Raw genomic sequence first — 12,129 nt, 5'->3', positions numbered from 1 at the left:
ACCATCAATTAGGAAGTTGGGTTCGACTTAACATTTCAGAGAGTTTCGCTGCTGGCTCTGGTGCCATATATGTTAAAACTTCTCCTGCTTGACGGCCACGCATACCAGACAATATTTTGACTGCAATTTTTGGATCAAGCGTAGCTAAAACATCAGCTGCCTGTTTTGGCTTCATATTAGAGTATACATCTATAAGATGTGTTAGTTTTTGATCTTTAACATTATTAGCCTCATCTAACATCTTCTGAATTTTTCCTTCAAGAGCATGCAATTCATCCAAACGAGACTGCATCTGTTGCTGTAAAGATAAAAGTTCTTGTTCACGTCGATTAAGCTCTTCTTGTTTACGCTGGACAGAGTCTTTAGGAACAAAAGGGTTTAATTTTGGTGCTGGCGCTGGTGTTACAAGAGCTTCATCAGGCCTTGTTGAAATATTATTAGGATCTGCTTTTGGAATTGTTACTGGATATGCCTCTCCTAAATTATTTGCTGTGTCCCCAAATGGCTGAATATCTTGAGAAAAAGGAGATGTATTCTGACGTACTTTAGGAGCAGGAGGAGTAACATTTACTGCTGTAGTTGGTTGGGCATATGCTAATGGACTTTCTACTTTTTTTGTAACAAAATTTTTAATAGAAGTATCAGGGCTCTTATTTTCTTTTATTTCCTCTTCCTTATTTGCAACTATAACTACTTGAGGCTCAGAAAAAATAAACATAGAACCTAAAAATAATAATTTAAATGTCCCAAGGATCAAAATCCAACGACATAGTCTAGAAAGTCTTAGAGTTGAATCTGATTGAGGCTGTTTCGTCATAGTTTTGTTGTTCTTTTTGACGTTCACTCTTTGCATGACGTTCTGCCTGCTTAGATTTAAGTTTTTCTAATACCTTATGTTCTTTAGCAAGTTGAGCTACTTTTCCCTGTGCTTCTTTTAATGCATTCTGTAAAGTTTGAAGTTGAGCTAAACTAATACGTAAGTCTTCTTGAAGACCTTTAATAAAATTTTCTAATAACCACCGCTCCCCTATATTATTTAGATCAAGAGCTCTTAAATTAGTCTCTTGAGTATGAATAGCTTCTTGAAGCTCTTTTACTTTTCTTTCTTCAGAAATAACTGCTGCTGTTACTTTTGCTAACTCTACACGAGCTTGTTCAGATAACTGTTCTCGATAATCTAACACTTGCTGTAGAGAGAATCGAAAAGCAGCCATAACTGGCACCTATTTAAATATATCACTGAGGAAGACTTTCTATTAAAGAAAATTATGCAAAAAATATTCCTAAAAAGGAATAAACCTTTTTTAAGAGAAAAAAACTATCTTATTTAAACAATTTTTATAAGTTAACTATAGTACCGCTAAGCAATAGAAGTTTTGAAAGCTAACGAATACAAATAGTGAAAAAAATTAACATATTCTACAATAACATGCTCAGGAACCTGAATTCTTGCAGAAACAAAATTAAGAATACCACGCACACCTGCATCAACAAGAGAATCTGCTGCTTTTTGAGCACGCTCTGGAGGCGTTGTAATAATACCTAATTCAATTTTTTGTTTTCTTACATTCTCTTTTAACTTGGTTGTACAAGTAACTTCAAGACCATAAACATGCTCTCCAATCTTGAAAGGATCACAATCATATGCTCCAATAATATGAAAGCCACGATGCTTAAATTCTTCATAATTCAATAATGCTCTTCCAAGATTTCCTATGCCAATAAGAGCTACTTTCCATTCACGGTTAACGCCAAGGGATACTTTAATAGCTTTAATAAGACTTGTTACATCATACCCAACACCTCTAACACCAAATTCACCAAAGTAAGCTAAATCTTTACGAAGCTGTGAGGCATTTACACCACACGCTTCTGCTAATGGTTTAGAAGAAATAACTTCTGTATTATTACGTTCTATATCTTCAAGAACCTGAACATATAAAGCAAGCCTTCGAATTGTGGCTAAAGGAATTCTTTCACTTTTAAGAGGAAACATACCTATCACTTAGCACTTAATCTAGTTATTAGATCTAACTAGCTTTTATACAAAAGGGTTTGCAAATAAAATAATCAAATTTATAACAAGAGCATAAATAGCTAAAGACTCTATAAATGCAAGACCTAAAATAAGAGCAACTTGTATCTTCCCTGATGCTTCAGGATTACGTGCAATACCTTCACATGCACCCTTTAAACCAAGACCTTGTCCTATACCACAGCCAAGTGCAGCTAAAGCCATTCCTATTGCACAACCAAAGATTGCTAGACCTAAACTAGAAGGGTCGAGTTTCACCACATGTCCAACAATAACAGGATCTGCTGCACATGCAACACTTGTAATACCTAATGCAATAAAGGTTACTAATATCCCTATAACACCTTTGAACATAATATTACTCCTCACTAGTAATAGTTATAATTGTATATAAAAAATCATTTTTTTCATAATCAATGAGCAGACTCTAATGCGCCTTTTAAATAGATCAAAGTAAGAATATAAAAAATAAATGCTTGTAACAATTTAGCAAGTAAAAATAAAAAATATACTGGTATTGTGCCTACTAATGGGGCCATAAGAAAAAATAGAAGTAAGACTATCTCTTCACCTTTAATATTACCAAAAAGACGTAGTGTAAGTGATAATGGCCGTGCTAGATGAGAAATACACTCTAAAATTATCATAAAAGGAGCTAGGACTATACTCGGTCCCATAAAATGATGGATATAATGGAACCCCCACTTTTTAATCCCTTCATAATTGTAATAAAGAAATACAAATATAGCCATACCAATATTTGTATTAATATTAGCTGTAGGAGCATCACACAAAGGTATAAGCCCCAATAAATTTTCAACTGCAATAAGTAAAAATATACCTATAAGAACAGGAAAAAATTTACGTCCCTCCTCGCCTATATTGATTACAGTAAAATTTTCAAAGCTACTAATAAGAACTTCAAAAAAATTCTGCAATCTCCCTGGAACAAGTGTCAATTTACGCCGGACAATCAATCCTACAATAAAAAGGATCAACATTGCAATCCAAGTATAAAATACATGTCTAAATTCAACTAGCTGACCAGCAATAGTAACTTTATCCATATGAAGCAATTCAGATAAAAGAACTGGTTCAGGAAGTTGTTCAGCCATTTTTTTACTCCACCTTTTATTCTCATCCAGCTATACTAGTTACTATTTTCTTCACAGTCTATGTGAAAAACATTCAACTGTTTTTTTGAAAATAGCGCCTTTATATTTATACCTAGTATACATATTATAATAGAACAAAAACCTAACAATACTGCTAAAGCAGGAGCACGAAGGTTTACTAAGGCTATATACCCTAATAGACATGTAATCAAGATCCGTAATGTTGTATTTATTAAAAAAGAAATATGTAATGAAGCTATCAATGGTTTATTTACAACTTTCATTACCTGCTTTACCAACATATAAAAATTCCATAAAGAAATTAGCGCAACAATAGAAAACCATATCATCCACTTAGAATAAAAAAATGTACCTATACCAATAATAAATGATACACAGATAATATTTGTTTGCCAAACAAATATTTTTCGTATTTCAGGACTATAAATTTCTCTTTTCCAATAAATTAACTCAAGTAGATGAAGTAGTCTCTTTATCCTACTCATATGGGTCCTTATGTATCATTTTTTTTGTATCTATCCATATAAGACGAAAACCTGCAATAATACCAAATAACAGCCCAATACCACTGAACCATGGATAACTATCAAGGCAAAAGTCAATACTATAGCCAAATAAGACGCCTACCAACATACCTGAAATCAAATGTACTCCAATAGAACCTGCAGTCAACATTAGGCATAATATACTTTTAGAAGTGCTTTGTTGAGTATACTGATCTTTTTTTGACATATAACCTTAGTGAGACAAAAATTTTTGAACTATGATTCGTGCTGCCTGGCTCACACTACCAATCTCTCCACACTGCTTTCTTATCTCATGAAGATCTTTTTGAAGTTCTTTTGTTATATTTTGTTGTTTCATCCAATGTTCTAAAATAAAAGATATTTTAGAACCTTTTGCATTTTCTTGCAAAAGTTCAGGAAATACTTCTTTACCTAAAATCAAGTTTGGTAAACTCACCCACTTTACTTTTAAAGCTAAACGAGCAACTAGTGCTGATAAAGAAGAAACTTTATATGTAACTACTGTAGGAACACCTACTAATGCAGTTTCTAATGTTGCTGTCCCTGATGCAGCAATAATATATTCACATGAGCGCATAGCTGAATATCGATCTACTGATGTTTCTATACATAACGGGATAGAAGAAAACCATAGTGATTTTAAATAGCTTGTAGAAATATTTGGAGCTTTAATACAATAAAAAGATAATTGAGGATATTTAGTATATAGCTCTTCAGCTGCATAGCTAAACTCGGGAAGTAATCGCTCAACCTCTTTCTTTCTACTTCCAGGCATAATACCTATACGACCTTCTACTGGTTGTATATGCTCTATTCTAGGCCAATTAACAAGATCAGTAAGAGGATTACCTACATATTCTATTTCTATCCCAAATTGGCGATAAAATTTAGGCTCAAAAGGTAATATACTAATAATACAATCTACATATTTTTTCAAAAAGTGGATTCGACTTGTCCTCCATGCCCATACTTTTGGTGGAATAAAATAGCAAACTAACAAGCCAAGCTCATGAGCAATTTTAGCTATACGAAAATTAAACTCTGGAGCATCTACAAGAATAACAACATCTGGACGAAGTATTTTAAGCTCATATTTTATCTTTCTCAATATCTGTATGGCACGTGGTATAGTTGTAAAAATCTCTGCAATACCTAAAACTGATAACTCATCAATACTAAACAAATTTTTTTGTCCTGCAGCTTTAAGATATTCTCCACCCATCCCATATGCTTTTATGTCAGGCTGATATTCTTTCATTGCATTTAATAAAACTGAAGCCTGTAAGTCACCAGAAACTTCTCCAGCATTAATCCACACTGTTGCCATAATATTTTTTTCCTACCTATATTCTCAATAATATATTAAAGAATATTAAATTATCTTATATTGTTGATCCATTCATTGAGTTATTGATATAAATATACTTTTTTAAACAGTACAACAGTAAGTTATTGCTAGTTCATATAAACTAATATTTCACGATTACTATCTCAGTTTAACTATACATTAACCTTAGATACTATACAACATTACTAATGAAAAAAAACAATCATGCTATTTATAAAAAAACACCTTACTACTTGTAAGGTGTTAAAATTTGGTGGACCCAGAAGGACTCGAACCTCCGACCTGCCGGTTATGAGCCGGTAGCTCTACCAACTGAGCTATGGGTCCATAAGAAAAAAGCTTATACCTAATATTTTAGTCCTAGTCCATACCTAATTTTGCCATAAGTTCATCAATATCTTTTTGTGCTACACCAGAAGTTGGTCCTTTTAGCTCAGAACCTATAATTTGTATGTCCTTTAATGCCAAAACTTGTTGCCGTGTATCAGCTTCAATTTCGTCTATACTCTTATTTGGATTTTTGTCACGAGCTTGCATTAATAATCCTGCTGATAAATAAAGTTCTACAACTGTCTTTTCTATTTCTTTCAATGCTGAAACAGCTCTTTTAATCCTCTGGCCTGTGAGATCTTGAAAGCTTAAAGAAAGCATAACACTACTAAGATGTTCTCCAAATAGATGAATAATCTCTTTAAGACGAATAAAATCTGGATCAATATTAATGTGGGAAGAGTTAAGTTTGGTAAGCAATGTTGTAGCTTCTTCCTGTAACACTATATCTTGCTCAACAACCTCCATAATAGCTATAGCAGCCTTTTCTGTCTGCTTAAGGACTTCTGAAAGTTGTTCTGATGCCTCATGAAAAAGGGATTCTGTTTTCACTTTATCTACAGAGACTGTATTTACAGGACTATCACTTATAGTAGAAATTTCCTTATAAATACGTTTTAACCCATCTTGCATATCATTACTAATACGCTGATAAAATTTGCTTTCTAAAAATGGTTGTATAAGCGTAGAGGAAATTTTTGGTGCTAACTCAGAGGCAAGAATTTCATATAACTCCTTAAGAATTTTATCTGTAACATCAGTCACAACTTTTTGGATTGTATCATCTTGCAATATACTTTTTGGATCTGGCATAATAACCTCATAGTAAGTATAAAGACATTAATACTTCTTTTATCTTAATATTCCATTGCTATACTTCAACAAAGTATAGCCAGTTGACAGATATATTAACAGTATCAGAAATCAGATTTTAGTATTTGCTTAGCTCTTTTTGCCTCAGGAGAAGTTGGGAACTTTTTAATAACCTCCTCTAATCTAAACTTTGCTGCATCTTTTTTCCCTGTTTTATAAAAACACAATGCTTGCTTAAAATAACAAGAAACAATTTTGCCGCTTTTTGGATATTTAGAAATGACTTGCTCATAATCAAGTGCAGCAGCAGGATAACTACCTAGTTGATAATTAGCCTCACCACGCCAAAACCAAGCATTAGAAATAAGCTTATGTGTACCATATGTATTAGTAAAATCAGTAAAAGACTGTAATGCCTCTTTATACTTACGTTCATTAAAAAGTTTTACCCCAGTATCATAAAGGACAGTAGCTGTATCTATTTTATTTGGAGTTGATTGCTTTGGTTGAGAGTTAGTTTGTGCCCCAGACTCGTTATTTAAACCTGTACTAGAATTCATTTGAGGAGGGGTTACAGGAGGACTCGCCGTATTGCTAATAGGTGAAGATGGAGCAGGCTGATCATCTAACAATTTTAGATCAAACTGCTTCTCAATCTTTCGAATTGCAGCTTCATTTTTTTCTACTTTACTTGCTAAACCTGCAATACCTCCAACTGCGCCTGTAGCATGATTGAAGTCATCAATTTGCCCTGTTATGCTAGCTAGTTCTTGACGTAAACTTTGGACTTGAGCCCATGTATCAGCCTGAGCTGGTTGTACCCCTGACAATTGAGCTTTTAGTTGGCGAATTTCTTCCTGTTGTTGATCAAGCTGATGTCGCAATGTATCTGTATTTTGACCAAAACAGCCTGAAATACATAATAAACTTCCCAATATAAGTACCATAGCTACCTTTTCTCTCATAGTCCCCCATCCTAAACACAAAATTGTTGTATGATAATATCGTTCTTTTTCTAACAATTCAATAAGGTACCTATATAACCATATCAAATTATTTATGTTATATCCTATCAGAATAAATAGCATAAATAATTTGCTTCTTAGACCACAGTAATTTGAAAAAATAGCTTAACCAAATATAGCGAAAAGAATAAAAGCATATTTATTCTTTTATAGTATTTCTCTTAATTTTCTCATTATGCCACATAGAAATAAGGACTAAAAAACCACCACAACAAATCGCTATATCTGCGACATTAAAAGCAGGCCAATGCCAGTCACCAATATAAAAATCCAAAAAATCTATTACAGCTCGTATCCTGAGTCGATCAAAAAGATTTCCTAAAGCACCACCTAAGATACAGCCAAGTCCCCAAAATAAAAATCTTTCATTAGAATGTGCAGAACGTGCTAAAAAAAAGATGATTACTATGGCCCAAAACGTTGCACCTAAAAATAACCAAAACTGCCATTCAATATCAGATCGATTTAGAAAACCAAATGCAGCACCTCTATTACGGATGTTCACTAAATCAAAAAAATCAGGAATAACATTAATCGAACTATACAAAGGAATGATATGGGTTATCCAAAATTTTGTAAGCTGATCAGCTAAAAAAATAATAAGTGCAACTAAACTAATTATACAATATCGCATTATACAAAATTCTTTTCCAATTTTTTATATTTTCATATTTTCTACAACTTCTGTACAACGTGGGCATAGTGTTGGATATTGGTGATTAGAACCAAGTTCTTTATACATCCAGCATCGCTGACATTTATTACCTTGTGCTCTGTTAACGGCTACAGCAAGACCATCTATTTTACTAACTGCAGCATCAACTGATGCCTCCGATAATGGCATAATATCTAACTGTGAAACAATAAATAAACTACATAAATCTGTGTTCAACTCCAACAGTAACGTATGTAGCTCTGGAGCAACATAAAGTGTTATATGTGTATCTAATGAATGTCCTATTTCTCCTTTCTTACGCATTGGTTCAATAGCTTGATTAACTTCTGCCCGAATTAATAATAGTGTTTCCCAGTAACTACGTACTCTATCATCCAATAAAAATGAAGAAGTTTCAAAAAATGGTAACATAAATACAGAAATAACATTATCATCTTTCAGTGTGTCTGGAATATATTTATAAACCTCTTCTGCAGTAAAACTCAAAATTGGTGCCATACTTCTTAACAACATATGTAAAATATAAAATAGAGCTGTTTGAGCAGACTTACGCTTATGACTTCTTACTCCAGAAGTATACAGACGATCTTTCAATATATCTAAATAAAAGGCAGACAGGTCTGTTGTACATAAATTATGCAACTTATGAAATACGGTATGAAAATCATAAGAGATGTAAGATTTTTGAATCTCTGTATAAGCTGTAGCTACTACATCTAAAATATATTGATCTAACGACTCCATTTCTTTTACAGGGACTAACTCATCTAAAGTTAAATCATTTATATTTCCAAGTAAGTAGCGACAAGTATTACGAATACGACGATAGGCATCTACAAGGCGTTGTAAAATTTCATTAGAAATCCTCACATCTTCCCTATAGTCAACAGAAGAAACCCATAATCTTAATATTTCAACACCAAATTTACTAATAATTTCTTGAGGAGATGTTACATTTCCCATAGATTTAGACATCTTTCGACCATCACCATCTACGACATATCCATGTGTAAGTACAGCATGATATGGTGGAACTCCACGTGTACCAATAGAAATAAGTAGTGAAGAATGAAACCAACCTCGATGTTGATCTGAGCCCTCAAGATATAAATCTGCAGGAAAGCCTAAATTAGGACGCTCTTCTAATACTGCAGCAAAACTTGAACCAGAATCAAACCATACATCTAATATATCTGACTCACGCTTCCACTGTTCGCCTTCACAATGTGGGCACTTAAGTCCTACAGGGACAATATCTTCAAGCTTTGCTTCATACCAATAATCACATCCTCTAGGATGTATTGCAAAAAATTCTGCTATCTTCTTCATCCATGAAGGATCATTCCAAACTTCTCCACAACTTTCACATATAAGTGCTACAATAGGGACTCCCCAAATACGCTGGCGAGAAATACACCAGTCAGGTCTTGAAGCAATCATATTATAAATACGATCTTCACCCCAAGAGGGAATCCACTCTATATTCTTTTTAATGGCTTTTAAGGATTGTTCTCGAAGATTATTTTTTTCCATACTTATAAACCATTGTGTCGTAGCCCTAAAAATAACTGGACTCTTACAGCGCCAACAGTGTGGATAACTATGCTGGATAGTATTTTTTTGAATAATACGATGAAATTCTTCAAGTTTTTGAATAACAACAGGATTAGCCTGATCAACCCTTAACCCTGCAAAAAATTTTACGGTATCTAAATATCTTCCCTGATCGTCTAAAGGAGAATAGACATCCAAGTTATATCTTAAGGCAACTTCATAATCTTCAGGACCATGACCTGGTGCTGTATGTACACAGCCTGTTCCAGCCTCAAGAGTAACATGATCACCTAAGACAATCATAGACTCTTGATCATATAATGGATGTCTAGCTTTCATTCCCTCCAAATCTTTTCCTTGAACAACCTTAATAACTTTTGCATCTTCCCAATTAAACTGCTTTAAACATATATCTACAAGTTCAGAAGCTATGATAATATATTCATTTTTATACTGGAGTAATGCATAATCAAAATCAGCATTGAGTGCTATAGCCATGTTACTTGGAAGAGTCCATGGCGTTGTAGTCCAAATAACAATAGAAGTTGTTGTAAGATCTGCTTGTGGGAATATTGTGTGTAATCTTTTATCATGTATAGGGAAACGTACAAAAATAGCTGATGATGTGTGATCAGCATATTCAACTTCAGCCTCTGCCAAAGCTGTTTCACAAGAATAACACCAATAAATAGGCTTTTTACTCCTAATCACACTACCTTTTTCTACAAACCTAGCAAGTTCAAGAGTAATAACAGACTCATATATTGGATCCATTGTTTGATATGGATGATCCCATGAGCCAAATACTCCAAGCCTTTTAAACTCTTCGCGTTGGATATCTAAAAATTTCTCAGCATATTCTCTACAACGATTTCTTATTAATGATAGAGGCATTTCTTGTTTCTTTTTACCCAACTCCTGCTCTACCTTCAGCTCAATAGGTAATCCATGACAATCCCACCCAGGGACATAACAGGAGCGATACCCTTGCATGTTACGAGACTTAATAACAATATCTTTAAGAATTTTATTGAGTGCTGTACCAAGATGAATATGTCCATTAGCATAGGGTGGACCATCATGAAGTATAAAAATGCCCTTTGCACCTGAAGCTTCAAGCATTTTTTCATAAACAGCGTTTTCTTCCCACCAAAGAATAATCTCTGGTTCACGCTGCACTAGGTTAGCTTTCATAGGAAAAGTCGTATTAGGAAGATTTAATGTTTCCTTATAGTCAGTCATAAGAACTCCTTCCTCAACCCAATAATGATATATAGATATACTAAAAAAATAAAAAAAGAGTATGAGGGATACCCACTAACTAAAACAAAAATATACCTCAAAGGAGTGAGCTATGTTAAGCCAGATGTCAATAGTAGATGATTAAAAAAATATTTAAAGAAGAAAAGGTAAAAGGTAACTCTCTAAAAATTATTTATAGTTTATAGCATTATTTTTTAAGTAACCTATATATTCTAGTTGATACCTATTTTCTCTGAAGTTATATAGTTTGATTAATTCTAAAATGTCTTTCTTTTAAAACGTCTAACATAGCCAATGTCATGCGAACTCCTCCACGGCCTCTACCTAACTTTACATTAGATTTACCTGATCCATGATAATCTGAGCCACCTGTGATTCCAAGCTGATATCGGCTTGCTAAGTCAACACAGTATCGCTCATCTTTTTGTGAATGCTCACTATGATAAGCTTCAATAGCAGAAAGACCATAGTCTTTAAGCATAACAATAGTATCTTCAAGCCAATCCTTTGGACATCTTAGTAGCATAGGATGAGCAAAACTTACCATTGCTCCAGCATCTACTAATACACGAACCCCTTCTTTTAAAGATATTGTTGTCTTTGGAATATAAGCTAAACCATTATGTCCAAGACAGGACTTAAATGCTTCTTTCGTATCAACAAAATAACCTTTTTGGGTTAAATGTTGTGCAATGTGTAGACGTCCTATAGCTTCACCAGGAATATTTGCTATAATTTCTTCATAACTTATATTATAGCCTAGTTTATTAAGTTTACTTATGATTAATTTAGCCCGGTCATGTCGATCTTTAAGTAATGTTTTAAACATTTCTTTAAGACTGATATTATCATAAGGTAACCATAATCCAAGTAAATGAATCTCTCCATATTTACTTGTAACACCTAGCTCACATCCACGAATAACTTCAATTTGATTTTCTCTCCCTGCTTGTTCAGCTTCTTCTAAACCTGCAATAGTATCATGATCTGTAATAGCTATTGCAGCAAGCTTTAACTTTGCAGCTTTTATGACTAACTCTCTAGGTGTATCTGTTCCATCAGAAGCTATTGTATGTGTATGTAAATCAACAAAGTAAGGTTGCATTCCATAGTCTCTTTTGTTAACTAGAAAATTATAATTTGAAAGACTTTACTATATAACATATTGTTTTTTAATATAATTATTATATCTTAAAATAGATATTGGAGGTATCTTTGAATTTAAACCCTGAATTACTAACTATTCTTGCTTGTCCAGAGTGTCATGGTTCAGTTACACCTATAAGTGATGAACAAGGCCTTCTTTGTTCTACATGTAAAGTTGTATATCCTGTTCATGAAAACATTCCTGTTATGCTTGTAGATGAGTCAATTACTGAAGATAGTTGGAGAAAGCAATATCCTCAATCTGATTAATACTAG

Annotated in this window: 14 protein-coding genes and 1 tRNA gene; 1 reads left to right on the top strand and 14 read right to left on the bottom strand. The window is 33.5% G+C overall.

The features are described from left to right. Positions 1 to 4: 4 nt before the first annotated feature. From LI_RS05810 to LI_RS05745, 14 genes are all read right to left on the bottom strand, one after another. Positions 5 to 817 (bottom strand): MotE family protein, encoded by an 813-nt coding sequence (locus LI_RS05810; protein WP_015353817.1) that lies wholly within the window; start codon positions 815 to 817, stop codon positions 5 to 7. After that, positions 774 to 1,214, bottom strand: coding sequence for a flagellar export protein FliJ (gene fliJ, locus LI_RS05805; protein WP_011527143.1), 441 nt, complete (start codon positions 1,212 to 1,214; stop codon positions 774 to 776). The genes LI_RS05810 and fliJ overlap by 44 nt, the downstream gene beginning before the upstream one ends. Positions 1,215 to 1,360: 146 nt before the next feature. Beyond that, positions 1,361 to 1,996, bottom strand: a complete 636-nt coding sequence (locus tag LI_RS05800; protein ID WP_011527142.1) for a redox-sensing transcriptional repressor Rex — start codon at positions 1,994 to 1,996, stop codon at positions 1,361 to 1,363. A 45-nt stretch (positions 1,997 to 2,041) separates the two neighbouring features. Next, a complete protein-coding gene (atpE, locus tag LI_RS05795) occupies positions 2,042 to 2,389 on the bottom strand; it encodes an ATP synthase F0 subunit C (protein WP_011527141.1) in 348 nt (115 codons plus the stop codon). A 59-nt stretch (positions 2,390 to 2,448) separates the two neighbouring features. Continuing rightward, on the bottom strand, positions 2,449 to 3,150 hold the full coding sequence (atpB, locus tag LI_RS05790) for a F0F1 ATP synthase subunit A (protein ID WP_011527140.1): 702 nt from the start codon (positions 3,148 to 3,150) through the stop codon (positions 2,449 to 2,451). Positions 3,151 to 3,185: 35 nt separating this feature from the next. Then, entirely contained in the window at positions 3,186 to 3,656 is a 471-nt protein-coding gene (locus tag LI_RS05785; protein ID WP_011527139.1) for an ATP synthase subunit I, read from the bottom strand. After that, positions 3,649 to 3,903, bottom strand: a complete 255-nt coding sequence (locus LI_RS05780) for an AtpZ/AtpI family protein (RefSeq protein ID WP_081475775.1) — start codon at positions 3,901 to 3,903, stop codon at positions 3,649 to 3,651. The genes LI_RS05785 and LI_RS05780 overlap by 8 nt, the downstream gene beginning before the upstream one ends. A 6-nt stretch (positions 3,904 to 3,909) precedes the next feature. Then, the gene (gene lpxB / locus LI_RS05775; protein WP_011527138.1) at positions 3,910 to 5,025 is read right to left on the bottom strand and encodes a lipid-A-disaccharide synthase; all 1,116 of its coding nucleotides are present in this window, start codon (positions 5,023 to 5,025) and stop codon (positions 3,910 to 3,912) included. A 272-nt stretch (positions 5,026 to 5,297) separates the two neighbouring features. Further along, positions 5,298 to 5,373: transfer RNA gene (locus LI_RS05770), tRNA-Ile, on the bottom strand. A 33-nt stretch (positions 5,374 to 5,406) separates the two neighbouring features. Next, a complete protein-coding gene (locus LI_RS05765; RefSeq protein WP_011527137.1) occupies positions 5,407 to 6,189 on the bottom strand; it encodes a protein phosphatase CheZ in 783 nt (260 codons plus the stop codon). A 104-nt stretch (positions 6,190 to 6,293) separates the two neighbouring features. Then, entirely contained in the window at positions 6,294 to 7,241 is a 948-nt protein-coding gene (ybgF, locus tag LI_RS05760) for a tol-pal system protein YbgF (RefSeq protein WP_223604182.1), read from the bottom strand. Positions 7,242 to 7,353: 112 nt separating this feature from the next. Further along, positions 7,354 to 7,848 carry a signal peptidase II gene (gene lspA / locus LI_RS05755; RefSeq protein WP_011527135.1) on the bottom strand — a complete coding sequence of 165 codons (495 nt, stop codon included), beginning with the start codon at positions 7,846 to 7,848 and terminating at the stop codon, positions 7,354 to 7,356. A gap of 24 nt (positions 7,849 to 7,872) precedes the next feature. Then, entirely contained in the window at positions 7,873 to 10,686 is a 2,814-nt protein-coding gene (gene ileS, locus LI_RS05750) for an isoleucine--tRNA ligase (RefSeq protein ID WP_011527134.1), read from the bottom strand. A gap of 259 nt (positions 10,687 to 10,945) precedes the next feature. Further along, positions 10,946 to 11,812 carry a PHP domain-containing protein gene (locus LI_RS05745; RefSeq protein ID WP_011527133.1) on the bottom strand — a complete coding sequence of 289 codons (867 nt, stop codon included), beginning with the start codon at positions 11,810 to 11,812 and terminating at the stop codon, positions 10,946 to 10,948. 110 nt (positions 11,813 to 11,922) lie between these two features. Between LI_RS05745 and LI_RS05740 the strand changes: the two genes are divergently transcribed. After that, a complete protein-coding gene (locus LI_RS05740) occupies positions 11,923 to 12,123 on the top strand; it encodes a Trm112 family protein (protein ID WP_015353815.1) in 201 nt (66 codons plus the stop codon). The last annotated feature ends 6 nt before the right edge of the window (positions 12,124 to 12,129 follow it).

It is taken from the genome of Lawsonia intracellularis PHE/MN1-00 (assembly GCF_000055945.1).
Taxonomy (GTDB): Bacteria; Desulfobacterota; Desulfovibrionia; order Desulfovibrionales; family Desulfovibrionaceae; genus Bilophila; species Bilophila intracellularis.
The sequence above is the reverse complement of the archived record's forward strand: the minus strand, read 5'-3'. Positions and strand labels throughout refer to the sequence as shown.